We start from the raw sequence: 25,298 nt of genomic DNA on the forward strand, positions 1-25,298 counted from the left end.
CATGAACGCGCCCCTTCTTAATGGCCAGGTGGCGGTGATCGGCGCCGGCACCATGGGCATCGGCATCGCCCAGGTGGCCGCCGCCGCCGGCCACCCGGTACGGCTGTTCGATATCGCGCCCGCCGCCGCCCAGCGCGCGATCGACGAACTCGCTCGCCGCCTGCGGCAGCGGGTCGACGGCGGCAAGGCCGACGCAAACGCCACCGAGGCGCTGCTGGCGCGCCTCGAACGCGCCGACTCGCTCGAGCAACTGGCCGACTGCGCGCTGGTGATTGAAGCGGTGGCGGAAAATCTGGCGATCAAGCAGAGCCTGTTCCGCGATCTGGAAGCGGTCTGCTCGCCCACGGCGCTGTTCGCCAGCAATACCTCCTCGCTGTCAATCACCGCCATCGCCGGCGCCTTGCAACACCCGGCGCGCATGGCCGGGCTGCACTTCTTCAACCCGGCGCCGCTGATGAAGCTGGTGGAGATCGTCAGCGGTCTGGAAACCGGGGCCGAGACCCTCGCCGCGCTGCAGGCCCTGGCGCAGCGCTGGGGTAAGCAGAGCGTCGTGTGCCGCTCGACGCCGGGATTCATCGTCAACCGCGTGGCGCGGCCATTCTACGCCGAAACCCTGCGCGCGCTGGAGGAACGGGTGGCCGACGCCGCCACCCTGGATGCAGTCATGCGCGACGCCGGCGGCTTCGCCATGGGCCCGCTGCAGTTGACCGATCTGATCGGCCAGGACGTCAATTACGCCGTGACCGACTCGGTGTATCAGGCCTTCTACCAGGATCCGCGCTTCACCCCCTCACTGGTGCAGCAGGAGCTGGTGGCCGCCGGACATCTCGGCCGCAAATCCGGCCGCGGCTTCTACCGCTACGACGCGCAACGCCCCGCCGCAGAGATGATCGCCTTTGCGCCGCCGGCGCAGGCCGCGCCGCCGCAACGCGTCACGCTGCACGGCGACTGGTCTTCGCTGGCCGATTTGGCGGAACTGTTGATCGAAAATGCGGGGGCGATCAAACAACCTGGCCAGACCAGCCCGTACCTCACGATCGACGACGTTACACTGATGTTAACCAATGGTAAAACCGCCGGCCAACTGGCCGACGAACGTGGAACGCCCGTGGTGCTGTTCGATCTCTGTGCCGACTATGCGCATGCCTCCGCCATCGCCATCAGCTGCGCGGCGCAAAACGGCGCGCAACACAATGCCAACGCGATTCGCCTGCTGCAGTCCCTCGGCAAGCAGGTCATTCAACTGCCGGATTATCCCGGCCTGCTGACGATGCGCACTCTGGCCATGCTGGCCAACGAAGCGCTCGACGTGGTGAACAAAGGCGTCGCCGGCGCCGAAGATACCGATCTGGCGATGCTGCGCGGTGTCAACTATCCGCGCGGCCCGCTGGCCTGGGGCGCCGCACTCGGCTGGTGCCACATTCTGACAACGCTGGAAAACCTGCAACGCTATTACGGCGAAGCGCGCTATCGCCCGATGCCGCTGCTGCGCCGCTACGCTTCCCCCGCCTCTTTCTCAGGAGCCGAACGATGAACGCCAATACGCCGCGCGCGCTGGCTCAGCGCTGCGCCGAACAGATGTTCCAGCAAGATACCTGCGCTCAGGCGATGGGGATGCATATCGACGCCGTCGACGCCGGGTACGCTCAGGTCAGCATGACCGTCGGCCCGCAGATGCTCAATGGCCACCAGACCTGCCACGGCGGCCAGCTGTTCAGCCTGGCGGACACCGCCTTCGCCTACGCCTGCAACAGCCAGGGGTTGGCGGCGGTGGCCTCCGGCTGCAGCATCGACTTCGTCCGCCCGGCGCTGGCCGGCGATCGCCTCACCGCCAGCGCGGCGGTGCGCCACCAGGGCAAAGCCACCGGGCTGTACGACGTCGAGATCGTTAACCAACTGGGCAAAACCGTCGCCTGGTTCCGTGGCCGCGCGCACCGCCTCGGTCACAGCATTTTAGGAGATCAGGCATGAATCAGGCATTTATCTGCGACGGCGTGCGCACCCCGATCGGCCGCTATGGCGGCGCGCTGGCCCAGGTGCGCGCCGACGACCTCGCCGCCCTGCCGCTGCGCGTGCTGCTGGAGCGCTATCCACAGGTGGATTGGGCGCAGCTGGACGATGTGATCCTCGGCTGCGCCAACCAGGCCGGGGAAGACAACCGCAATCTGGCGCGCATGGCGCTGCTGCTGGCCGGATTGCCGGTCGGCGTTTCCGGCACTACGGTGAACCGCCTGTGCGGTTCGGGCCTGGATGCGCTGGCGATGGCGGCGCGCAGCATCAGGGCCGGCGACGCCGGGCTGCTGCTGGCCGGCGGCGCGGAATCGATGACCCGCGCGCCGCTGGTGATGGGCAAGGCCGACAGCGCCTTCAGCCGCCAGGCACAGCTGTACGACACCACCCTCGGCTGGCGCTTCGTCAATCCGCGGATGCAGGCCGAGTTCGGCACCGATTCGATGCCGGAGACCGCCGAAAACGTCGCGGCGCAGTTCAATATCAGCCGCGCCGATCAGGACGCCTTTGCGCTGCGCAGCCAGCAGCGCGCCGCCCGGGCGCAGGCGCTGGGCCACCTGGCGCAGGAGATAGCCCCGGTCAGCCTCACCGGTAGAAAAGGCGCGGTCACCCTGTTCAGCCAGGATGAACACCCGCGCGCCGACACCACCTTCGAGCAGCTGCAGGCGCTGAAAACCCCGTTCCGTCAGCCCGGCAGCGTCACCGCCGGCAACGCCTCGGGCCTGAACGACGGCGCGGCGGCGCTGATCGTCGCCTCCGAAGCGATGGCGGCGCGCCAGGGCCTGACGCCGCGCGCACGCATCCTTGCCACCGCCACCTGCGGCGTGGAGCCGCGCCTGATGGGCATCGGTCCGCTGCCGGCCACCCGCAAGGTGCTGGAGATCGCCGGGCTGAGCCTGGCGCAGATGGACGTCATCGAACTGAACGAAGCGTTCGCCGCCCAGGCGTTGGCGGTGATGCGCCAGCTTGGCCTGCCGGACGATGCCCCGCAGGTTAACCCCAACGGCGGCGCGATCGCTCTGGGGCACCCGCTGGGCATGAGCGGCGCGCGCCTGGCGCTGGCCGCCCTGTTTGAACTGGAACGGCGAGCCGGCCGCTACGCTCTGTGCACCATGTGCATCGGCGTCGGCCAAGGCATCGCCATGATCATTGAGCGTGTCTGACCCCTGAGGCTAACCATGACAATAAATCCACAGCCCCTCGAAACGATCGAATTCGCCTCGCGCGATGAGATTGAAGCGTTGCAGTTGGCGCGTTTGAAGTGGACGCTGCACCACGCCTACGACAATGTGCCGATGTACAAACGCAAATTCGACCAGGCCGGCGTACACCCCGACGATCTTAAGCAGCTGAGCGATCTGGCGCGCTTCCCCTACACCACCAAGCAGGATCTGCGCGACAACTACCCGTTCGACACCTTCGCGGTGCCGATGGAGCAGGTGGTGCGCATCCACGCCTCCTCGGGCACCACCGGCCGCCCGACGGTGGTGGGCTACACCCAGCGCGACATCGATAACTGGGCCGATATCGTCGCCCGCTGCCTGCGCGCCGGCGGCGCCACCGCCAAAGACAAGGTGCACGTCGCCTACGGCTACGGCCTGTTCACCGGCGGCCTGGGGGCGCACTACGGCGCGGAGCGGCTCGGCGCGACGGTGATCCCGATGTCCGGCGGCCAGACGGAACGCCAGGCGCAGCTGATCCTCGACTTCAAACCCGACATCATCATGGTGACGCCGTCCTATTGCCTGACGCTGATCGACGAACTGGAACGCAAGATGGGCGGCGACGCGCGCGGCTGTTCGCTGCGGCTCGGCGTGTTCGGCGCCGAACCCTGGACCGAAGCCCTGCGCCACGAAATCGAATCCCGCATGGGCATCAAGGCGCTGGATATCTATGGCCTGTCGGAGGTGATGGGGCCGGGCGTGGCGATGGAGTGTCTGGAAAGCGGCGGCGGCCCCACCATCTGGGAAGACCACTTCCTGCCGGAGATCATCTGCCCGGAGACCGGCGTCGCCCTGCCGGACGGCGAGCACGGCGAACTGGTGTTTACCACCCTGACCAAAGAGGCGCTGCCGGTGATCCGCTACCGCACTCGCGATCTCACCCGGCTGCTGCCGGGCGACGCGCGCCAGATGCGCCGCATGGGCAAGATCACCGGCCGCTCCGACGACATGCTGATCATTCGCGGCGTCAACGTCTTCCCGTCGCAGGTGGAAGAACAGATCATGCAGTTCGAGCAGCTGTCGCCGCACTATCAGCTGCAGGTCAGCCGCAGTGGGCATCTGGACACGCTGGCGGTGCGTGTCGAACTGAAAGAATCGGCGCTCAGCCTCAGCCATCAACAGCGTTGCGATATCTGCCACCAGCTGCGCCATCACATTAAATCGATCGTGGGCGTCAGCACCGACGTCAGCATCGCCAACTGCGGCGATATTCCTCGCTCGGAAGGCAAGGCGCAGCGCGTGGTCGATCTGCGGCCGCGCTGAGGCGCACGGCGTCACGGATGACGCCGCCCCAAATTATGTTAATGTTGTGGCTCATCGAAGGCTAACCCATGGAAAAATATGGAACATAAACTGGATGAGTTCATTCGCCACGCCGTCGACGCGCAGCCGATCAGCGGCACCTCGCTGATCATTTCGCTGTACGGCGACGCGCTCAGCCACCGCGGCGGCGAAGTGTGGCTCGGCAGCCTGAGCGCGCTGCTGGAGGCCTTCGGTTTCGGCGATCGTTTCGTGCGCACCTCGGTGTTCCGCCTGCAAAAAGAAGGTTGGCTGGCGGTGGAGAAAATCGGCCGCCGCAGCTTCTACCGCGTGACCGAGCAGGGAATGCGCCAGTTCCGCCACGCCGAATCGAAGATCTATCTGCGCGAGCAGCCCGCTTGGGACGGCAAGTGGGAGCTGTTGCTGCTGGAATGCGCCGAAAAAAACGCGCGCGCGCGGCTGAAAAAAGAGCTGGGCTGGCTCGGGTTCGGGCAAATCGCCAACAATCTGATGGCCGCCCCCACCCATGCGCAGACCGACGTGACGGCGCTGCTCGGCGAACTGAACGCCAGCGAGCAGGTGATCTACTTTCGCGCCGATTACCCCTATAACCGCTCCGAGCAAACCCTGCAGAAACTGGTGGCCGACTGTTGGTCGCTCAGCGACGTGGCGGCCGGCTATCACGAGTTTATCGTCTCCTTCCGGCCGCTGATGGCGCTGCTGCGCGAAGTCGACCCGGCGGCGCTGACGCCGCTGCGCTGCTTCCAGATTAAGCTATTATTGATTCACTTCTTCCGTCGCGTGGTGTTGAAAGATCCGTTGCTGCCGGACGCGCTGCTGCCCGCCCAATGGGAGGGCCAGATCGCCCGCAATCTGTGCATCAATCTCTATCAGCAGGTCGATCGCGCCGCGACGGAGTACGTCAGCGCGCTGGCGGAGACCACCATCGGCGCCCTGCCCGCGCCGGCCGCCGGCTACTATCGGCGCTTCGGCGGCCTGCCGCGCGACCCTACATATTAAGGAACTCACGCTATGCCTGTGTATCAGATTGACGGCCTGACGCCGGTCGTTGACCCCAGCAGTTACGTGCACCCGACCGCGGTGCTGATCGGCGACGTGATCGTCGGCAAGCACGTGTATATCGGCCCGAACGCCAGCCTGCGCGGCGATTTTGGCCGCCTGGTGATCTGCGACGGCGCCAACATTCAGGACAACTGCGTGATGCACGGCTTCCCGCAGCAGGACACGGTGGTGGAAGAAGACGGCCATATCGGCCACGGCGCCATCCTGCATGGCTGCCGCATTCGCCGCAACGCGATGGTGGGCATGAACGCGGTGGTGATGGACGGTGCGGAGATCGGCGAGAACACCATCGTCGGCGCGATGGCGTTCGTCAAAGCCGCGGCGGTGATCGAAGCCAACAAGCTGGTGGTCGGCAGCCCGGCGCGCGTGCTGCGCGATCTGACCGAACAGGAGCTGGCCTGGAAGATCGCCGGCACCCGCGAGTATCAGGATCTGGTGCAGCGCTGCAAATCCTCGCTGCACGAAGTGGCGCCGCTGGCCGAAATCGAACCGGGCCGCCAACGCCTGAGTTTCGGCGACCACCTGATCCCGAAAAGCCAGCTGTAGTCGCAAGGGCTGAAGGCGCGCCTCAGCCCCTCCCCCGCATTACTTCACTTCCGGCGCCTTGAGCGGCGACGGCACAGCCGCGCGGCGGCTCTGGAAGTGATAAGCCACCACCAGCAACAGGGTGAACGGAATACCGAACCACAACGTCATGCGGAAAAATTCGGTAAACGCGGTCGAGATCATCAACGCCGCCATCAGCCCGGCGCCGAGCAAGGTGGTATAAGGAAAGCCCCACATGCGAAATTTCAGGTGGGTCTGCCGATGCCGGCGGCGGAAGAACAGGTGGGTGACGAAAATCATCAGCCAGGTAAAGCAGGCGCCATACACCGAGATAGACATCATGGCGGCGAACGAGGTTTTCGGCGCCACCAGGCTCAGCACGATAGACACCACGATACCGATGCACGACATCGCCAGTGCATTGACCGGAATACCGCGCCGGCTGACGCGCCCCAACGCCGCCGGCGCCTGCCCGGCGCGCGACAGCGAGAACATCATGCGAGTGGTGATATACAGCTGGCTGTTCATTGCCGACAGCGCCGCCACCAGCACGATAAAGTTGAAAATACCGGCGGCGGCGGGCAGATGGATCACGTTCATCGCCATCAGGAACGGGCTTTCGCCGGTGCCGGACTGGCGCCAGGGCACGATGGCCAGCATCAGGGCGATCGACAGCATGTAGAAGATGAACAGCCGCACGATGGTGCCCTTGAACGCCGCCTTCACCGCAATCACCGGATTCTTCGCCTCGCCGGCGGCCACCGCGATCATTTCAATGCTCAGGTAGCTGAAGATGGACACGATCACCGCGAACCACATGCCCTTGACGCCAAACGGCATAAAGCCGCCGGCGGTCAGGTTGCGCAGGCCATAGGCCGGGTTGCCCGAGAACGCCAGAATGCCGATGCCGATCAGAATAAACGCCACGATCGCCGTCACTTTGACGGTGGACAGCGCGTATTCCACCTGGCCGAACGATTTCACGCCGATCACGTTAACAACGATCACCGCCGCCGAGAACAGCAGCACCCACGGCCAGGTCGGCGTCGCCGGGAACCAGAACTGCATGTACATGCCGATGGCGGTGACTTCGGTGCCCACCGCCAGCACCACGCAAGACCAGTAAGAATAACGCACCAGAAAACCGAACAGCGGGCCGAGATAGAATTCGGCATAGTCGCCGAACGAGCCGGGCGTCGGGTGTTCGGAGGTCATTTCCGCCAGGCTGCCCATCAGCAGCAGCGCAATGACGCCACCGATCAGGTAGCTCAGCAATACCGACGGCCCCGCCATCTGAATGGCGTAGGCGCTGCCAAGAAACAGCCCGGTGCCGATGGCGCCGCCGATCGCCAGCATCAACATCTGTCCGGCGGTAAGATGCTTGTTCAACCCGCCCTGACGGCGGGCGATATGCTCAAAATCATTCATCTGTGGCATGGCTGTGCTCCCGGGCGGAGTTAGGCGGTACGGGTGACGTCGAGAATGGCGGCGGTCACGTAGTCAATGTTGCCGGGATTGAGCCCCGGCAAGCACATGCGGCCGGGTGAGACCAGATAGATGGCGTAGCGCTGTCGCAGAGTCTGCAGCTGCGCTTCATTCAGGCCGGTATAGCTGAACATGCCGCGCTGATCGCGTATGCGCCGATGATCCAGCGAAGAACCGCCCTGCGCCAGGCCGGCGGCCAGCTGTTCACGCATTTGCTTGATGCGCACGCGCATTTCCGCCAGCTCATCGCGCCAAAGCTCGCCGAGTTCGGCATCGCCAAGCAGGGTTTCCACGATCTGGCTGCCGTGCGTCGGCGGGCAGGAATAGCTGCGGCGGATCAGCGTTTTTAACGCCCCTTTGACGTTGACGGCGTTTTCCGCATCGACGCAGCGCACCGACAGCGCGCCCAGACGCTGGCCGTACAGCGCGACGTTTTTGGAAAACGAGTTGCAGACCAAAAACGGCAGATCGGTTTTCAGCGCTTCGCGCAGTGCAAAGCAGTCCTCCTCCAGCCCGTCGCCGAAGCCCTGATAGGCGATGTCGAACAGCGGCAGCAGGTTACGCCGCTGCAGCACGGCGAGCGTGGCGCGCCACTGCTCCGCCGTCAGATCGGTGCCGGTCGGGTTATGGCAGCAAGGATGCAGCAGGACTACGCTGCCGGGCGGCAGACTGTCCAACGCGTCGAGCATAGCGGCGAAACGCAGGCCGCCCGCCGCTTCATCAAAGTAGGGATAGGTATTCACCCGCAGCCCGGCGCCTTCGAAAATCGCCCAGTGATTGGCCCAGGTGGGATCGGACACCCAAATTTCACCGCGCGCCAGAAAGTGGCGCAAAAAATCCGCCGCCAGCTTCAACGCGCCGGAGCCGCCGACGGTCTGCACCGTGGCGATCTCGGCCGCCTGTTGTTCACCGAACAGCAGCGTCTGCACCTGGCGAGCGAACTGCGGCGAACCTTCGATCGGCGGATAACCGTGCGGGCGACGCAGCGCCAGCAACCGCTGCTCGGCGGCCGCAACCGCCTGCATCAGCGGAATATTCCCCTGTCGGTCGTAATAAAGCCCAATGCCTAAATTCACTTTTTTCGGATTGGGATCCTGCAAATAGGCTTCCATCAGCGACATAATAGGGTCGGCGGCGGAAGGTGTAATCTGTTTAAACATGACTCATCCTTAACTCGTCATTGAATTAATATTAAGACTGACTTAAGAAGAAATTAAATCAGGCGATGGCGCTGACGGTAATTTCTATTTTCATTCCCGGCACCACCAATTTTTCGACAATGACCGTGGAGCGATTGGGATAAGGATAATTAAAGTATTTCCGGTAAATATCATCGAGTAATTTAACGTCATTGACGTCGGTGAGATACACGATCACCTGCAGAACCTTATCGCTGTGGCTGCCCGCCGCCTTCAGCGTCTGCGCCAGATTATCGAAGGTCAACGTAATCTGTCGCTCCGGTGCGCCGGTGTCGATGCTGCCGTCCGCCCGCACCGGGCCGTGAGCGGTAAACAGCATGCCGCCGCCCCGGGTGGCCCAGGAAAAAGGCTGGCCGATCTCCGGCAGCCCGGTTTCTACGATCTCGCGCATGTCAGTGGTTCCCGTGGTGGTTAAGTTGGCGAAGCAGCGCGCCATCGGCGGCGAACAACGCATCCAGAATGGTAAAATGATTGGCGCCGGGCACCGCGACCAGGTCGGCCGGCAGCCCGCGTTGGCGCAGCGCCGCATGATAGTGTTGCGACTGACCTCTCAGTTCCGGCAGCTCCAATGCGCCGTAATACAGCGTAAGCGGCTTGCCGCGCGTCGGCAGGCGGCGCGCCGGGCTGAGCGTTTCAATTTGCCGCGCGCTCAGCTGCAGCGCCCGATTGACATAGCTTTGTTGCAGCGGTGCCAGCTCGAACAGACCGCTGATGGGAAAGACGGCATCCACCAACGCATGCTGCTGCCAGAACGCCGCCAGATGCCCGCCGGCGGAATGGCCGCACAGATAAACCGGATGGGCATAGTGCGGCGGCAGGCGGCGCTGAATGGCATTCAACGCCACCCCGATCTGTCGGCATATTTCGTCAAGATCCACCGCCGGCGCGAGCGCATATTCCACCAGCACCACGTCAAAACCCAACGCCAACGGTTCGGCGGCGATAAAGGCAAAATCCGCCTTATCGCAGAATTGCCAATAGCCGCCGTGAATAAAAATTAACGTCCCCTGGTGCTGCTTTGCAGAATAGAGCCAATCAAATGTTTCGCGTTCGCCGTTGCCATAAGCAATATTATTTTCATGGCGCGTCTGTTTATAAACAGACGCGCTGCGAGTTTGAAATGAAGTCAAAATAGCCGCTTCATTATCCACCGTGGCGCCGTTGTCATAACTCCCCGCAAGTGGTTTCATATATTAAACTTCGTTTATTATTTAAGATGTAAATTAACTATTAGCACCGCCAAAATTATTGTCAAGACGGGCGCACCAGCAATGCGCGCCCGGTAAAATAAAACCTGCAGAATAATGAAAAAGTTTAACCCATGAAACTTTTTGCGTTTATTTCCCCCGCCCGTCCGGCTGAATTTGCGGCAAGGCGCTGAGCCGTTCAAATGCATAATCCCAAAAGGCGCGCACCTTCAGCGGCATGCGTTGCGCCTGCTGCGCCACCAGCTGTACCGGCATTGGCAACGGCTCATGATCCGTCAACAGCCGCACCAGCGTACCGGCGGCCAAATCGTCCGCTACCTGATAAGAGAGCAACCGGGCGATGCCCTTGCCGGCGCGCACCGCCAGCAGTTGCGCTTCCACGTCGTTGAGCAACAGTCGGGGAGCCAATCGCACCCGTTCGCCGTTTTCCTGCGGGCCGAAGCGCCATTCGCGCAGCGACGGCCGCTGGGTGCCGACGATGGTGGCGTGCTCCGCCAGCTGCGCCGGCGATCGCGGCTCGCCGCAGCGCGCCAGGTAATCCGGGCTGGCGACCGTCATCCGGCTGACCTGCCCCAGCCGCCGCGCCACGCGGGAAGAGTCCTGCAGATGACCGATGCGCACCGCGATATCCAACCCTTCGTCAATCAGATCGAGATTGCGATCGTTCAACACCATTTCGATCTGCATCTGCGGGTAGTCATCGAGAAATGCCATCACCACCGGCGCCACGTACCGGCGGCCGAACTGCACCGGCGAGGTAACGCGCAGCAAGCCGCTCAGCTGCGCTTCTGCGGTATCCTGCACCACCGCCTGATAATCCTGCAGCAGCTGTTGCGCGCGTTCCAACAGCCGCATACCCGCTTCGGTGGGGGCCAGCCGTCGGGTGGTGCGCTCCACCAGCCGGGTGCCAAAACGCTGTTCCAGTGCGGCGATCGCCCGGGTGATCGCCGGCGCCGAACGCCGCAGTTTGCGCCCGGCCGCCGCCAGGCTGCCCTGCTGCACCACCGCCACGAAGATGGCCAACTCGTCTAGCCGATCCATAGATTCTTCCGAAAAGTGAAATTATCAATTTCCACATTGCCGTATTCCGCTCACTCAGCGCAAGAGTATGCTGACAAAAAGCACTGAGGAGAAACGCCATGTCCGCCATCACTCTCTACGGCACCCCGCTTTCCGGCCACGTTCACCGCGTAGCGTTGCTGCTGCGCATGCTGGCGCTGCCCTATGAATGGGTCGAAGCCTCGGCGGAGGTGCGGCAGAGCGCAGCCTTTCGCCGGCTCAACCCGTTAGGCCAGATCCCGGTCTTGCAGGACGGCGATCTGACGCTGGCCGACAGCAACGCCATTCTGGTCTATCTGGTGAAACGCTATGCGCCGGACAGCCACTGGCTGCCGGAACAGCCGGCCGCGGCGGCGCGAGTGCAAGCCTGGCTTTCCAAAGCCGCCGGTGAAGTTCGCTACGGCCCGGCCTCTTGCCGACTGATCGCCCAATTCGCCGTGCCGGAGGATTATCAGGCGGCGCGGGCGATCAGCGATCGTTTCCTGCCGCAGATGGAACAGCACCTGAGCGAGCGCGACTACCTGGCCACCGAACACCCGACCATCGCCGATCTGGCCTGCCACAGCTACGTGGCGGTCGCGGCCGAAGGCGGCATTTCGCTGGCGCCTTACCCTGCGATACGCCGCTGGACGGCGCGCATCGCGGCGCTTCCCGGTTTCTTCGCCATGCCGGCCCTGCCGGCGCCGGCGGGGAGCTGACGCCATGATCCCGCAACTGTTCCATCCCGACGAGCTGCGCGCGCAGACACTGGCCGGGTTTGGCGGCGTAGGCGGCGGCATCTATCCCGCGATGCCGGATCAGCACCGCGCGTTTTTCGCCGCGCTGCCCTACCTGTTCGTCGCCACGCTGGATGAACAAGGCTGGCCGATCGCTACCCTGTTCACCGGCCCGCCCGGATTTTTACGCGCGCCGGACGACACGCATTTACGCATCAGCGCGCCGCGTCGCAGCGACGATCCCGCCCAGGCGCTGTTGCTGCCCGGCAAACCGATCGGCGCGCTCGGGCTGGATTTCAGCAACCGGCGGCGCAACCGCGCCAACGGCACCGTCGGCCGCACCGACAAAAACCGGGTGGAGATCGTCGTTCAACAAAGCTTCGGTAACTGCCCGCAGTACATTCAGCGCCGCGAACTCTACCCGGTGGACAGTCGGCCACAGCCGGTTGAGCATTTAGCCTCGCTGGATGCGGCGGCACAGGCGCTGATCCGCGCCGCGGATACCAGCTTCGTTGCCAGCTGCGCGCACCTGGCACTGACGCAGGGCGGCGTCGATATTTCTCATCGCGGCGGCCGCCCCGGCTTTATCCACCTGGAAGGTGACACGCTGTGGATGCCGGACTTTCGCGGCAACCGCTATATGAACACGCTGGGCAATCTGCTGGCCGAACCGCGGGCGGCGCTGCTGTTCATCGATTTTGAACGCGGCGACGTGCTGCATCTGCAGGGGGAAACGCAAATCCTCTGGCAAGCGGAGGGGCATCCCGCCGTTGAAGGCGCAGAACGCTATTGGCGGTTTGACGTTCGTCGCGCCTGGCGTTTTACGGCAGCGTTGCCGTGGCGGGGGCGCAATCTGGAGTATTCGCCGGCGACGCTGGCGACCGGGGTGTGGCAGCGCTGAAATGAAAAGCCCCGCTGCGGCGGGGCTGGATCGGAAATTACAGGCTGTGTTCGGCCGCCGATGCGGCCTGATAAAGCTGACGAAAATAATTCAACCGCGCAAAGAACAGGCGGCTTTGCTGCTCCGACATATTGCCGGCCACCTGCCCGGCGTCAATCTGCCGCCCTTGCCATTCCATCAGAGCGATGCTCGACGCCAAAAAATCCATTTCGCTGCCGTAGGCCGCGAGATGTCTGTCCACTGATTTCATCATTCGCACACTCCTTTTAATTACATCGAAAAGGGTCATATGCCTGCTCTTTCAGTATCGGCCCGGCGGAGGATATTTTTTGTACAGAAGGTGCGCATAAAGAAAACGATCATCCTGTTGCCGCGCGGGCAAACGGCGGCGGCAAAATTTGCTAGGGTAAAGGGTAGCCGTATGGGATAGACCACTCTGTTGAACTCAGCAAAAAGGAAGAGACTCATGAGCACCAGCATCTGCGCTACCCTCAAGGACCCCACGCTGTTCCGCGAGGCCAATTACATCGACGGGCAATGGTTGCCGGCCAAAGCAGGCCACGCGATCGCCATCCATAACCCCGCCAACGGCGAGTTGGTTGGCCATGTGCCGGCCTTCGGCGCCGAAGAAACCGCGCGCGCCATCGCCGCCGCCAAGAAGGCGCTGCCCGCCTGGCGTGCGCTGACCGCCAAAGAGCGCGCCGGCAAACTGCGGCGGCTGTTTGAGCTGATGATGGAAAATCAGGAAGATCTGGCGCGCATCATGACGGCGGAACAGGGTAAACCGCTGGCTGAAAGCCGCGGTGAGATCGCCTATGCCGCCTCCTTTATCGAATGGTTCGCCGAGGAAGGCAAGCGGGTCTACGGCGACACCATTCCGCAGCCCCAGACGGGCCGCCGCATCATCGTGCAGAAAGAGCCGATCGGCGTGTTCGCCGCCATCACCCCGTGGAACTTCCCGGCGGCGATGATCACCCGCAAAGCCGGCCCCGGCTGGGCGGCGGGCTGTACCGGGGTGATCCGCCCCGCCAGCCAGACCCCGTTCTCGGCGCTGGCGATCGCCGTGCTGGCGGAGCGCGCCGGGCTGCCCGCCGGGGTGTGCAACGTGATCACCGGCCCCAGCAAAGGCATCGGCGGCGAGCTCACCGCCAACCCGGACGTGCGTAAACTCTCCTTCACCGGCAGCACCGAAGTCGGCGCGCAGCTGCTGGCCCAGTGTGCGCCCACCATCAAGAAAACCAGCATGGAGCTGGGCGGCAACGCGCCGTTTATCGTGTTCGACGACGCCGATCTGGACGCCGCCGTGGCCGGCGCGGTCGCCTCGAAATACCGCAATGCCGGCCAGACCTGCGTCTGCACCAACCGTTTTCTGGTGCAGGACGGCGTGTACGACGCCTTCGCCGCCAAACTGAAAGCCGCCGTCGCCAAGCTGAAAGTCGGCAACGGCCTGGATGACGGCGTCACCATCGGCCCGTTGATTAACCCGGACGCGGTGGAGAAAGTGCGCGAGCATATCGCCGACGCCGTCGAGCACGGCGCCTCGGTGCTGCTGGGCGGCAAGCCTGACGCGCTGGGCGGCAATTTCTTCACCCCGACCATCCTGACCGACGTGCCGCGCACGGCAAAAATCTTCCGCGAGGAAACCTTCGGCCCGGTGGCGCCCCTGATCCGCTTCAGCCAGGAGGCCGACGCCGTCGAGATGGCCAACGACACGCCGTTCGGCCTGGCCGCTTACTTCTACAGCCGCGACATCGGCCGGGTGATGCGCGTGGCCGAAGCGCTGGAGTACGGTATCGTCGGCATCAACGAAGGGCTGATTTCCACCGAGGTGGCGCCGTTCGGCGGCATGAAACACTCCGGTTTGGGCCGCGAAGGCTCAAAATACGGTATCGAGGACTATCTCGAGATCAAATACCTGTGCCTTGGCGGCGTGGATGCCTGATGTGAGGGGCCCCCGCGCCTGCGGGGGCCCTGCCTGGCGTTTGCTACCTTTAGGCATCTTTCTGCGGTTAAAAGGGATTGTCTCTATGCGGCCCATCTCGGTACATCTGCCCGGTTTTTACATCGCCGGGCCGTAACCAAAGCTCAGCCCCATGCAGCCCAGGCCCAACGCCGATACTTCCAGTCCTTCGCGCCCCAACTTGCGTGTTTGCATCTTCACTCTCCCGCTGATTGATACCGGCCCCGCCTGACGCGGAGCCGCTCCGGTGTGGTGACTGTAAAACGCGACTGCCGCCATGACTATGGGGCGAAATACGCTTGGGCTTATGAGCCAGGCTCATGAATCCGTTAACCGTCGCTGGGAGCGGAGTTTTTGCGGGAACGTTCCTGCCCGAGATACTCTATACTGATGTCAGGATGCCTTACCCTTTTCGTTTAGCGTCATGTAGATGGAGCGACAGATGGCTAACTCTGAATCGACCTGCGATTCCCTTTCAATACCAGTGGCAGATTTATCCCATGACCAATAAGAAAAGCGCCGTGCTGACCCCGGCTGCAATGCTATTGCTACATCCCATGTTTGCCAGCCAGGCGCTGGCGGCAGAAAATAATAAAGAGAAAAGCGACACCCTGGTGGTGATGGCGCAACCCACCGGATTGACCGAGCTGGGATCGCCGGTGTCCGTCAGCGTGATCGACGGCCAGGACCTGCGCAACGCCGCCCCGCAGATTAACCTGTCGGAAAACCTCGGCAGCGTGCCGGGCCTGCAGCTTCAAAACCGGCAAAACTATGCGCAGGATCTGCAGCTGTCGATACGCGGGTTCGGCAGCCGTTCGATGTTCGGCGTGCGCGGCGTGCGCATGTACGTCGACGGCATTCCCGCCACCATGCCCGACGGCCAGGGACAAACCTCCAACATCGACATCAATTCCGTCGAACGCATCGAGGTGCTGCGCGGCCCCTATTCCGCGCTGTACGGCAACGCCTCGGGCGGGGTGATCAATGTTGATACGATTACCGGCACCCAGCCGCCGACGCTGGAGGCCGGCGGCTATTTCGGCAGCGACAACACCTGGCGCTACGGGGTGAAAGCGACCGGCGCCACCGGCGACGGCACCCAGGCCGGCGACGTCAACTACGCCATTTCGGGCACCCGCTTCACCACTCAGGGCTACCGCGATCACAGCGCCGCGCGGAAAAACCTCGGCAACGGCAAGCTCGGCGTGCGGCTGGACGACGTCAGCACCCTGACGCTGATGTTCAACAGCGTCTCAATCGATGCCGGCGATCCGGGCGGCCTGACCGAAGCGGAATGGAAGGAAAACCCACGCCAGGCGCCGCGCGCGGATCAATACAACACCCGCAAATCGCTCGATCAAACCCAGGCCGGCCTGCGCTATCAGCGCCAGATGAGCGAGCGCGACGAACTGACGCTGACCGCTTACCACGGCGAACGCCACACCACGCAGTACCAATCGATCCCGATGGGGCCGCAGCTCAACCCCACCCACGCCGGCGGGGTGATCGTGCTGGAAAGAAAATATCAGGGCATTGACACTCGCTGGAAGCATGAGGATACTCTCGCATCGTTACCGGTAACACTGATCGGCGGTCTGGATTATGAAACCATGACCGAACGCCGCCAGGGGTTCGAAAACTTTATTCTGCGAGACGGCACAGTGGACTACGGCGAGAAAGGCGACCAGCGGCGCAACGAGAAGAACCGCATCTGGAACCTGGATCCTTACCTGCAAACCTCCTGGCAACTGACGCCACACTGGACGCTGGACGCCGGCCTGCGCTACAGCACGGTCAGCTTCGACTCGACCGATTACTACATCACGCCGCGCAACGGCGACGACAGCGGCAGCAAACGCTACCACCAGTGGCTGCCGATGGGCTCGCTCAACTACAAGATCAACCCGGCGTGGAACGTTTATCTCTCCGCCGGCCGCGGCTTTGAAACCCCGACCATCAACGAACTCTCCTACCGCCCCGACGGCCAGACGGGCCTTAATATCGGCCTGCAGCCATCCACCAGCGACACCGTCGAACTGGGCAGCAAACTGCGCCTCGGCAACGGCCTGGTGAGCGCTGCGCTGTTCCAGACCGATACCGACAACGAGCTGGTGGTGGCGGAAAGCAGCGGCGGACGCACCAGCTACGCCAACGCCGGCAAAACCCGGCGGCGCGGCCTGGAGCTGGCGCTGGATCAGGAGTTTGCGCTGGACTGGCGGCTGCATATGGCCTGGACGCTGCTGGACGCCACCTACCGCAGCGAAATGTGCGGCAAAGCCGGCTGCACCCCCGCCGGCAATCGCCTGCCGGGCATCGCCCGCAACATGGGCTACGCCTCGCTGGCGTTTGCGCCGCCGGAAGGCTGGCACGCCGGCGCGGAACTGCGCTACATGAGCGACATTCAGGCCAATGACGCCAACAGCGCGCAGGCCCCCGCTTACACCGTGGCCGGCGTAAACGCCGGCTATCGCTTTACCTGGGACCGCTGGGCGCTGGACGTGTTCAGCCGGGTGGACAATGTTTTCGATCGCCGATACGTCGGTTCGGTGATCGTCAACGAAGGCAACGGCCGCTATTTCGAGCCGGCGCCGGGGCGCAACTGGGGTGGCGGCGCCACCTTGTCTTATCGCTTTGAATAAGGCAAAGCACCTTAAGGTTAAAAAACGGGATGGGTTTTACGTCACCCTAGCGGCTTCTCGCTGAAATAGTAGGGAGAAACCGCGTGTTTTTTCCGATTTGGCTTAATCTCTAAATCGGGGACTTTCATTTTTGGTAAGGGTATTGCTATGCAAAATAAAGCGTCACTATCGCCGCTTATCGTCATAACGGCGCTGTTTGCCGCGCTGAGCGGGCTTTATCTGCTCGGCGGCGGCATCTGGCTGGCCAAGTTGGGCGGTTCGCTGTATTACATCATCGCCGGGCTGGTGCTGCTGGCGACCTCCTGGCTGCTGTTCCGCCGCCGCGCCACCGCGCTGCTGCTGTACGCGGTATTCCTGCTGGGCACCACCATTTGGGCCCTGTGGGAAGTGGGCCCGGACTTCTGGGCGCTGACGCCGCGCCTGGACGTCACCTTCTTCTTCGGTCTGTGGCTGGTGCTGCCGTTTATCTACCGTAAGCTGGTGGCCAACGGCAAGTTCGCCTACGGCGCGCTGAGCGCGGCGCTGGCGATCACCGTCATCGCGCTGGCCTATGCCGTATTCAACGATCCGCAAGAGATCAACGGCACGCTCGACGCCGCTCAGGTACAGCCGAAAGACGCCACCGGGTCCGACTGGCCGGCCTATGGCCGCACCCAGGAAGGCACCCGTTACTCGCCGCTGAGCCAGATCAACGACAAAAACGTTGGCCAGTTGCAAGAAGCCTGGCGCTTCCAGACCGGCGATCTGAAGACCGCCAACGATCCGGGTGAGATCACCAACGAAGTCACGCCGATCAAAATCCGCGATACCCTTTACATGTGTACGCCGCACCAGAAGCTGTTTGCGCTGGATGCCGCCACCGGTAAAGAAAAGTGGAAATTTGATCCGCAGCTGAAGTACAACCCGACCTTCCAGCACATCACCTGCCGCGGCGTGTCTTACCACGAAACCGCTGCAGCCGCGGGCGCCGCCGGCGATGCCGCACCGGCGATGTGCGCACGCCGCATCATTCTGCCGGTCAACGACGGCCGTCTGTTCGCACTGGACGCCGAAACCGGTAAACCCTGCCCGGACTTCGCCAACAACGGTGAGCTGAACCTGCAGAGCAATATGCCGTATGCGACGCCGGGCCACTACGAGCCGACCTCGCCGCCGGTGATCACCGATAAAGTGATCGTCGTCGCCGGTGCCGTGACCGACAACTACTCCAACCGCGAGCCTTCCGGCGTGATCCGCGGCTTCGACGTCAACAGCGGCAAGCTGCTGTGGGCCTTCGATCCGGGCGCGAAAGATCCGAACGCCATCCCGGCGGACGAGCACCACTTCGTGCCGAACTCGCCTAACTCCTGGGCGCCTGCCGCCTATGACGCCAAGCTGGATATCGTTTACCTGCCGATGGGCGTTTCCACTCCGGACATCTGGGGCGGCGATCGCACCCCGGAAATGGAACGCTACGCCAGCGGCCTGTTGGCGCTGAACGCCTCCACCGGCAAACTGGCCTGGTTCTATCAGACCGTCCACCACGACCTGTGGGATATGGACGTGCCGGCGCAGCCGACCCTGGCGGACATTACCGACAAGAGCGGTAAAAAAGTGCCGGTCATCTACGTGCCGACCAAAACCGGCAACATCTTCGTGCTGAACCGCACCAACGGCGAACTGGTGGTGCCGGCGCCGGAGAAACCGGTACCGCAGGGCCCGGCCAAAGGCGATCGCCTGTCACCGACCCAGCCGTTCTCCGAGCTGACCTTCCGTCCTGAGAAGAAACTGACCGGCGCCGACATGTGGGGCGCGACCATCTATGATCAGCTGGTCTGCCGCGTGATGTTCCACAGCCTGCGCTACGAAGGCACCTTCACCCCGCCATCCGAGCAGGGCACGCTGGTGTTCCCGGGCAACCTGGGCATGTTCGAGTGGGGCGGCCTGGCCGTCGATACCGATCGCGAAATCGCCATCGCCAACCCGATCGCGCTGCCGTTCGTCTCCAAACTGATCCCGCGCGGCCCAGGCAACCCGATTGAGCCGCCGGAAGGCGACAAAGGCGGCAGCGGCACCGAATCCGGCGTACAGCCGCAGTATGGCGTGCCGTTCGGCGTCACCCTGAACCCGTTCCTGTCACCGTTTGGTCTGCCATGCAAACAGCCGGCCTGGGGTTACATTTCCGCCGTGGATCTGAAAACCAACGACATCGTGTGGAAAAAACGCATCGGCACCGTGCGCGACAGCTCACCGTTGCCGCTGCCGTTCAAAATGGGCATGCCAATGCTGGGCGGCCCGGTGACCACCGCCGGTAACGTGTTCTTCATCGGCGCCACCGCAGACAACTACCTGCGCGCCTTCAGCGTGACCAACGGTGAAAAACTGTGGGAAGCGCGCTTGCCGGCCGGCGGCCAGGCGACGCCGATGACCTATGAGGTCAATGGCAAGCAGTACGTGCTGATCTACGCCGGCGGCCACGGTTCCTTCGGCACCAAGCTGGGCGACTACGTGGTCGCTTACGCTCTGCCCGATCAGAAGTAACTACCGCCGTTAGTACCCCGCAAAGCACGCCGCAAGGCGTGCTTTTTCTTTTTACGCCACCGCCCGATGCCACCTTGCAATACCCTTAATTTTTTCACCCCCACCATTGATAATGGTTATCATTCGCAATATTATGAATGCATGGCCCCGGCAGCGGCCTGTAATCCTTGCAATACAGCGATCGGCCGCCTGCCGGCGGCCTTATTCGGAGGCGCATGGTCGACCATACTCGGAAGCATCGAAAGAAAATTCTGCAAGCGGCGGTGAGGACGCGGCGCGCCGGTCTGCCGTTCGCGGCGGACTCCCCAGCCACCCCGCCCTTTATTGCGTTGCCCCATCTGCCGAAGGCCGTGCTGGTGCACCTGGTCGGCCATGATGGCGCACAGGAGGGGCGAGAATGAACCTGCAACCCTTTACCGCCATGCTGATGTTCGCCTACGTGCTGCTGATGGTGCCGCTGCTCTACGTCATCGACAGCCGCCTGAGCGCCAGTAAACTGGTGCGCAAAGCCACGCAAAACCTCATCATCATCGCCTTGACGCTGTTGTTCTTCAGCGCGATGACGCTTTTATACTGAGTCCACCTCGCCGGTGCCCCGCGGCCGGTTACCCGGCCTCCCGGCGTTTGGCCCGCGGATATTTCCACAGCCAGCGTCCGCTGACCATGCGCCAGTAGAACAAGGCGCCGCGCACCGCCCAATCGAGGAACATCCCCAACCAGACCCCCACCACGCCCATGCCCAGTTCGATACCCAGCGCGTAGCCCGCCACCACGCGGCAGCCCCACATGCCGAGCATCGTCACCCACATGGCAAAGCGGGCGTCGCGCGCGCCTTTCAGCCCGGCGGGCAACACCCAGGAAGCGGCCCAGATCGGCATAAAGGCGGCGTTGAGCCAAATCAGGGTTTCCACCACCGTTTTCACGTCATCCTGCGAGGTATAAAACGCGGCGAATACCCCGGCCAACGGCGCCGTGCCCCAGGCGATAGCGGTCAACCCAAGGGTAGACAGCCAGAAAATATGGCGCAGCTGCCGTTCCGCCTGACCGATCTCGCCTTTGCCGAGCCGCCGGCCGACGATAATGGTCGAAGCCGACCCCAGCGCGTTGCCCGGCAAGTTGATCAAGGAAGCGATGGAGAAAGCGATGAAGTTACCGGCGATCACGTTGGTGCCCATGCCGGCGACGAACATCTGCGTCAACAGTTTGCCGCCGTTGAACAGCACCGATTCGACGCTGGCGGGAATGCCGATCCCCAGCACTTCCCACAGGATGCTCATCTTCAGCGGCGTGAAATAGCTTTTCAGCGTGATGTGCAGCGCCGGATTAAAACCGATCGCCAGCACATAGAGGATGGCAATGGCGCCGATATAGCGGGAAATCGTCAGCCCCAGCCCGGCGCCGACGAACCCCAGGCCATGCCAGCCCAGCATGCCGTAAATCAGGATGCTGCTGATGATGATATTGAGGATATTCATGCCGCCATTGATCAGCAGCGGGATCTTGGTGTTGCCCGCGCCGCGCAACGCGCCGCTGCCAATCAGCGCAATCGCCGCCGCCGGGTAGCTCCACACCGTGGTTTGCAGGTAAGAGAGCGCCAGCGCTTTCACTTCCGGCGAGGCCGCACCGGCGATCACATCAATGATAGGCTCACCCGCCAGATGAATGCCCGCCGCCAACAGCAACGCCACACCGGTCATCAGGACCAGCGACTGACGCGCCGCCGCCCGCGCGCGCCGGCGATCCCGCTTGCCGAGGCTGAAGGCCACCACCACGGTGGTGCCGAGATCCACCGCGGCGAAAAAGGCGATGATCACCATGTTGAAGCTGTCCGCCAGCCCCACCCCGGCCATCGCCTCTTTACCGAGCCAACTCACCAGAAAGGTGCTCAGCACCCCCATCAACAGAACGCAGGCGTTCTCCAGAAAGATCGGCACCGCCAGCGGCGTGATTTCGCGCCAGAACAGCACGCGGTAGCTTTTCCGTTTGGCGTACCAAGGCGTATTTTCCACGCGCTGACGCAGTGCGGCATACAGGTTCAAGGTGGGCTCGATGGATAAAAGTGAAACATCATTTCAAATGATGAGCGATAAATCGTTATCCTGCAAAGAATTTTTGGGCGCCCGTGGCGAGCGCCCGACAGGCACACCGTAGCGCTACTCCATGTAGTCTTCCTGCTCGGCCTGCGCCGCCGCAATAAAGCGCGCGGTGCTGCGGCTGAGCGTGGCGCATTTGTCCGTCAGCAGCTGATCACCCTGTTGCAGGGTCAGGTAACGCGCCTGGGTGAGCGCCGGCAACTGCCGATACCCTGCCGCATGCGTATCCCAGCCGCGGCGCTGCGCTGCACGCATCGCAGTGCGTTGCAATTTCACGTCGTCCGGCACGTCGCTGCGCCCGCAGTCCACGCGCAGGAAATGCCCGCCGGCCAGCATCAGAGCGATGTGATCCAATTGCGCCTGCAGCGGCGGCGCCGGTTGATGCGCCGTCTGCTGACAACCCGCAAGCAGCAGCAACGCCGCCGCGCCGCAAAGAGACGTGCGAAACAGAGTAGACATGGACGCTCCCGGAAACCTGTGGGTAATGCAATGATCTTAGGTGAGCGGATGCCGGGCGGCAAGGCGGGCAGCACGCTTAGCGCCGGCCGCTGCTGACCTTGGTGGCGCGGGCGGGGTTGCCAGCGACAAATTCCAGCGTGGGGGAATAGTAAAACGGCAGCCAGGCGTTATAGCCGCTCTCCCACTCCCATTTGACCGGGCAGGGCCACAGCATGTCTTCATGCAGGATGTAATAGATCCACCGCCCGGGCGGACGGCGCGGTTTGCGCATTTTCATAGCGAGTACGACGGCCTGATGACGTGCGATAAGGTGAACTGCTGCATTTTACCGCGATTTGGGTTGCGGGGACAGCCTGCGTTGCCGTGCGAAGCGTCCGCTAAACCTCACCCGGTGATTCAGCGTAAAGCCCGCCGTTTTACTGATCCAGGACATCTTTTGTATTTATCTTGCAGATATATTGATTAAAAATCATTCCTATTCAGGAGGAAGGGCCATGGTTAAGTCATTGAATGCGGCATTCACGCGCCTTTTTGATCGCCCGGACGCCGGCAAGTTGGCGCTCAGGCTGACCTTCGGCGGGCTGATGCTGTTTCACGGCGTGGCGAAGATTCAGCACGGCGTCGGTTGGATCGCCGGTGCGTTGCAGGATCACGGGCTGCCCGCCTTCATCGCCTACGGCGTGTATGTGGGGGAGATCCTGGCGCCGATACTGATCATTTTGGGGCTGTTCACCCGCCCCGCCGCGCTGGTTTACGCCTTTACGCTGGTGGTGGCGTTTTTGATGGTGGGCACCGGCAAGGTGTTCAGCGTCACCGACGTCGGCGCCTGGGGCATTGAAAACGAGCTGGTGTTCTTTATGGGTGGGCTCGCCATCCTGCTGCTGGGCAGCGGCAAATACGCGATCGCGCGCAATGAAGCCTATCGGTAAGCCGTGCAATCCATAAGGAGGTTCCTGATGGCGAACCTCCTTTTTGCACGCTTAAGGTTGGGTGAGCAGCGTGTTCGCCATGAAAGACAATAAGGCGGTCGATTCGGGGAAGGCCGCGCGATTCTCGGTGACCGCGCGATCAAACCGCCAGTTCATGATGTAAACCACGGGCGCAGTCGGATATTGATTAATAAAATCCCAATACAGTTGAATTTGCGCATGCAGTTGCTGGTCGTTCATTCCTAACGATGCCGTAGAAGGCGGTACCAACACCCACTTTTGTCCGGCTGCGCTTATCGGCGCCAGGCGATTGTAGGTACTCCACATATCCGCCACCGACCAGTTGTAGTTATCCACCCCAACCCAATCTGGCGTGCTTTTTACATTGGCCGGACACGCGGTCGCGGGCGCGCCCTGCTGTATTTCACGGATCCATTCGGCGTTGTTGGCATGTCGGTAGGACAAGATGGTGTAGACGGGGATCGCGACCCCGTACTCCTGCATGGCCTGTCGCAGGGTGCAAACATAGCTGGAGTATTGGTAAGCGTCATATTTTCCCCCGGTCTGTAAGGCAGGAACGTCGAACGGCTCATCGATAAAATAAATGGCGCCGGGCTTATATTTGGCTTCGGCGATCTTCTTGACCACCGTCCAGATGGCGTTCCAGGAACCTGCGGCCTGGCAGTTGCTGTTCGAGACCGCCCCAGGGCAGATATCGATAAACGGCGAGCCCGATACCGCCCCCGAACCAGCCTGAATGTTCACGGCGCAAGTCCCCCCGGCGCAAACGGGCAGATTGAGACTTGCCAACGTGTGCACCACATTCAGATTGGTCATACTGAAGCCGGTGCCGGTAATCGCCTTAAGCGCCTCTGTGGCGCTGAAAGACGGCGTGGCGGTTTCATAAAAGTCCAGCCAGTCATAGCCGTAATACTTGATATTGGCGTTGGGGCCCGCCGCCAGCGCATTGGCGCCGATCAGGCACCAGCACAACAGTGCGAAACGTTTCAACATACTCTTCTCCTTCAAACCCTCGTCGATGTTAGCCAAAGGTGGGCGGCAAACGGCGCCGCCAACCGGAAACACCATCGTGGCACCGGCTATCGGCGGTGGCCCGTCGTTTGCGTTGTGCTACGGCAGAACGAACACAGGTCAGATTTTAGGAATATGTCACGTCGGTTTTCTTGCTGAGCGGCAAGGAGATGCGGGTAAAAAAGAACCGTAGAGGAGCCCGGCGGGAATCGCGCTTCATAAGCTGAACCGCCGACTATCGGTCATCAACTCTCGGCCAGGCGGTATACCGGAACCTTGCGCGTGGTGCCGGTCAGGGTGTCGAAGATCTCCGTTTCCGCCGTCACGATCGCCATGCCGGTTTTTCTTAGTCTGCGCACCTCGGCGGCAATGCGCTGTATGCCGAACCAGAACAGTCCGTCCAACGCCGTGACCCGCAGCCCCTGCTCCAGCGCCAGCTTAAGTCGCTCACGCGGCGCCTTGAGCGCTTTGGCGATTTCCCGGTAAGGCAGCGCGTCTACGCCCGACGCCGAAGTGCGGTGAATACGGGTCGACAGGCCGTATTGGAAGGCCTCAGGCACGTCGCTTAAATCGCTTTTCAGGCTGTAAACGCAGCCAAAGCGCTTGCCGTTGAACACCACATTTTTTTGACTGATCGACAACTCATCGCGCAGGCCGGCAATCAGCTGCGGCGCCCGCACCAGCAATAAACGAAACGGCAATTCGAAACTGGTCACATAGTCCACGTTGAGCAGCGCAATGCGCAGACGCTGTTCCGCCCCGGCCTGCGTCTGGCGACACTCGTTCAACACCTCGCTCCACTGGCGCGCGAGCCGCGGGGCTTCATCCAGCGGCGCGAAGTGGTATTTCTCGATGTGGTAGTCGATCCTTTCATTCATGTCCGTTGGCCCCTGCGTCAGTCATCATGCCCTCAGCAAATTACCTTACCCGCGGGCAACAATACAACACCGCGATGAGGTCACTCGGGAAATACGGC

Annotated in this window: 24 protein-coding genes; 13 read left to right on the forward strand and 11 right to left on the reverse strand. The window is 62.5% G+C overall.

The genetic code is table 11. The features are described 5' to 3' along the window. Position 1 precedes the first annotated feature (1 nt). The 6 genes from IT763_RS14635 to paaY all read left to right on the forward strand — a co-directional run bounded on the left by IT763_RS14635 (position 2) and on the right by paaY (position 6,122). Positions 2 to 1,534 carry a 3-hydroxyacyl-CoA dehydrogenase gene (locus IT763_RS14635; RefSeq protein ID WP_049300293.1) on the forward strand — a complete coding sequence of 511 codons (1,533 nt, stop codon included), beginning with the start codon at positions 2 to 4 and terminating at the stop codon, positions 1,532 to 1,534. Then, on the forward strand, positions 1,531 to 1,971 hold the full coding sequence (gene paaI, locus IT763_RS14640; protein ID WP_016927190.1) for a hydroxyphenylacetyl-CoA thioesterase PaaI: 441 nt from the start codon (positions 1,531 to 1,533) through the stop codon (positions 1,969 to 1,971). The genes IT763_RS14635 and paaI overlap by 4 nt, the downstream gene beginning before the upstream one ends. Continuing rightward, positions 1,968 to 3,173, forward strand: a complete 1,206-nt coding sequence (gene pcaF, locus IT763_RS14645; RefSeq protein WP_049300294.1) for a 3-oxoadipyl-CoA thiolase — start codon at positions 1,968 to 1,970, stop codon at positions 3,171 to 3,173. The genes paaI and pcaF overlap by 4 nt, the downstream gene beginning before the upstream one ends. A 15-nt stretch (positions 3,174 to 3,188) precedes the next feature. Further along, positions 3,189 to 4,496, forward strand: coding sequence for a phenylacetate--CoA ligase PaaK (gene paaK / locus IT763_RS14650; protein WP_004935199.1), 1,308 nt, complete (start codon positions 3,189 to 3,191; stop codon positions 4,494 to 4,496). Positions 4,497 to 4,574: 78 nt separating this feature from the next. After that, the gene (gene paaX, locus IT763_RS14655; protein WP_016927187.1) at positions 4,575 to 5,513 is read left to right on the forward strand and encodes a phenylacetic acid degradation operon negative regulatory protein PaaX; all 939 of its coding nucleotides are present in this window, start codon (positions 4,575 to 4,577) and stop codon (positions 5,511 to 5,513) included. 12 nt (positions 5,514 to 5,525) lie between these two features. After that, on the forward strand, positions 5,526 to 6,122 hold the full coding sequence (paaY, locus tag IT763_RS14660; RefSeq protein ID WP_016927186.1) for a phenylacetic acid degradation protein PaaY: 597 nt from the start codon (positions 5,526 to 5,528) through the stop codon (positions 6,120 to 6,122). A gap of 39 nt (positions 6,123 to 6,161) precedes the next feature. On the opposite strand, the gene IT763_RS14665 is transcribed toward paaY, so the two are convergent. From IT763_RS14665 to IT763_RS14685, 5 genes are all read right to left on the reverse strand, one after another. After that, positions 6,162 to 7,559, reverse strand: coding sequence for an amino acid permease (locus tag IT763_RS14665; protein ID WP_206194794.1), 1,398 nt, complete (start codon positions 7,557 to 7,559; stop codon positions 6,162 to 6,164). A gap of 20 nt (positions 7,560 to 7,579) precedes the next feature. Then, entirely contained in the window at positions 7,580 to 8,767 is a 1,188-nt protein-coding gene (locus tag IT763_RS14670) for an amino acid aminotransferase (protein WP_049300296.1), read from the reverse strand. Between the two features lie 58 nt (positions 8,768 to 8,825). Beyond that, the gene (locus IT763_RS14675) at positions 8,826 to 9,197 is read right to left on the reverse strand and encodes a RidA family protein (protein WP_033639957.1); all 372 of its coding nucleotides are present in this window, start codon (positions 9,195 to 9,197) and stop codon (positions 8,826 to 8,828) included. Position 9,198: 1 nt separating this feature from the next. After that, entirely contained in the window at positions 9,199 to 9,996 is a 798-nt protein-coding gene (locus tag IT763_RS14680) for an alpha/beta hydrolase (protein WP_049300297.1), read from the reverse strand. A gap of 147 nt (positions 9,997 to 10,143) precedes the next feature. Then, entirely contained in the window at positions 10,144 to 11,055 is a 912-nt protein-coding gene (locus tag IT763_RS14685; RefSeq protein WP_115436221.1) for a LysR family transcriptional regulator, read from the reverse strand. A gap of 98 nt (positions 11,056 to 11,153) precedes the next feature. On the opposite strand from IT763_RS14685, the gene IT763_RS14690 reads away from it, so the two are divergent. Together IT763_RS14690 and IT763_RS14695 are read left to right on the forward strand one after the other, a co-directional pair. After that, positions 11,154 to 11,771 carry a glutathione S-transferase family protein gene (locus IT763_RS14690; RefSeq protein ID WP_143778272.1) on the forward strand — a complete coding sequence of 206 codons (618 nt, stop codon included), beginning with the start codon at positions 11,154 to 11,156 and terminating at the stop codon, positions 11,769 to 11,771. A gap of 4 nt (positions 11,772 to 11,775) precedes the next feature. Beyond that, on the forward strand, positions 11,776 to 12,690 hold the full coding sequence (locus tag IT763_RS14695; protein WP_016927179.1) for a pyridoxamine 5'-phosphate oxidase family protein: 915 nt from the start codon (positions 11,776 to 11,778) through the stop codon (positions 12,688 to 12,690). Positions 12,691 to 12,727: 37 nt separating this feature from the next. Here IT763_RS14695 and IT763_RS14700 read toward each other — a convergent pair whose 3' ends face one another. After that, on the reverse strand, positions 12,728 to 12,943 hold the full coding sequence (locus tag IT763_RS14700; protein WP_004935234.1) for a glycogen synthase: 216 nt from the start codon (positions 12,941 to 12,943) through the stop codon (positions 12,728 to 12,730). A 213-nt stretch (positions 12,944 to 13,156) separates the two neighbouring features. Here IT763_RS14700 and gabD point away from each other — a divergent pair, with 213 nt between their 5' ends. The 4 genes from gabD (at position 13,157) to IT763_RS14720 (ending at position 20,386) form a co-directional block, all read left to right on the forward strand. Then, the gene (gene gabD / locus IT763_RS14705; protein WP_097101765.1) at positions 13,157 to 14,632 is read left to right on the forward strand and encodes an NADP-dependent succinate-semialdehyde dehydrogenase; all 1,476 of its coding nucleotides are present in this window, start codon (positions 13,157 to 13,159) and stop codon (positions 14,630 to 14,632) included. Between the two features lie 518 nt (positions 14,633 to 15,150). Then, the gene (gene pqqU, locus IT763_RS14710; RefSeq protein ID WP_193842886.1) at positions 15,151 to 17,289 is read left to right on the forward strand and encodes a TonB-dependent receptor PqqU; all 2,139 of its coding nucleotides are present in this window, start codon (positions 15,151 to 15,153) and stop codon (positions 17,287 to 17,289) included. Positions 17,290 to 17,436: 147 nt separating this feature from the next. Beyond that, entirely contained in the window at positions 17,437 to 19,809 is a 2,373-nt protein-coding gene (locus IT763_RS14715; RefSeq protein ID WP_049300302.1) for a glucose/quinate/shikimate family membrane-bound PQQ-dependent dehydrogenase, read from the forward strand. 397 nt (positions 19,810 to 20,206) lie between these two features. Then, positions 20,207 to 20,386, forward strand: a complete 180-nt coding sequence (locus IT763_RS14720; RefSeq protein ID WP_015378373.1) for a hypothetical protein — start codon at positions 20,207 to 20,209, stop codon at positions 20,384 to 20,386. A 28-nt stretch (positions 20,387 to 20,414) separates the two neighbouring features. On the opposite strand, the gene IT763_RS14725 is transcribed toward IT763_RS14720, so the two are convergent. The 3 genes from IT763_RS14725 to IT763_RS14735 form a co-directional block, all read right to left on the reverse strand. Then, positions 20,415 to 21,848, reverse strand: coding sequence for an EmmdR/YeeO family multidrug/toxin efflux MATE transporter (locus IT763_RS14725; protein WP_143778275.1), 1,434 nt, complete (start codon positions 21,846 to 21,848; stop codon positions 20,415 to 20,417). Between the two features lie 114 nt (positions 21,849 to 21,962). After that, positions 21,963 to 22,361 carry a type II secretion system pilot lipoprotein GspS gene (gene gspS / locus IT763_RS14730; protein WP_206194795.1) on the reverse strand — a complete coding sequence of 133 codons (399 nt, stop codon included), beginning with the start codon at positions 22,359 to 22,361 and terminating at the stop codon, positions 21,963 to 21,965. A 76-nt stretch (positions 22,362 to 22,437) separates the two neighbouring features. Further along, positions 22,438 to 22,638 (reverse strand): hypothetical protein, encoded by a 201-nt coding sequence (locus IT763_RS14735; protein ID WP_016927170.1) that lies wholly within the window; start codon positions 22,636 to 22,638, stop codon positions 22,438 to 22,440. Positions 22,639 to 22,855: 217 nt separating this feature from the next. Between IT763_RS14735 and IT763_RS14740 the strand changes: the two genes are divergently transcribed. Beyond that, the gene (locus IT763_RS14740) at positions 22,856 to 23,290 is read left to right on the forward strand and encodes a DoxX family protein (protein ID WP_016927169.1); all 435 of its coding nucleotides are present in this window, start codon (positions 22,856 to 22,858) and stop codon (positions 23,288 to 23,290) included. Between the two features lie 51 nt (positions 23,291 to 23,341). Here the strand turns inward: IT763_RS14740 and IT763_RS14745 are convergent, their stop codons facing one another. Continuing rightward, on the reverse strand, positions 23,342 to 24,304 hold the full coding sequence (locus tag IT763_RS14745; protein ID WP_049300305.1) for a hypothetical protein: 963 nt from the start codon (positions 24,302 to 24,304) through the stop codon (positions 23,342 to 23,344). A 263-nt stretch (positions 24,305 to 24,567) separates the two neighbouring features. Then, entirely contained in the window at positions 24,568 to 25,200 is a 633-nt protein-coding gene (locus IT763_RS14750) for a helix-turn-helix domain-containing protein (protein WP_016927167.1), read from the reverse strand. Between the last annotated feature and the right edge of the window lie 98 nt (positions 25,201 to 25,298).

The sequence above is a fragment of the Serratia sp. CMO1 genome (genome assembly GCF_015689115.1).
Classification (GTDB): Bacteria; Pseudomonadota; Gammaproteobacteria; order Enterobacterales; family Enterobacteriaceae; genus Serratia; species Serratia marcescens.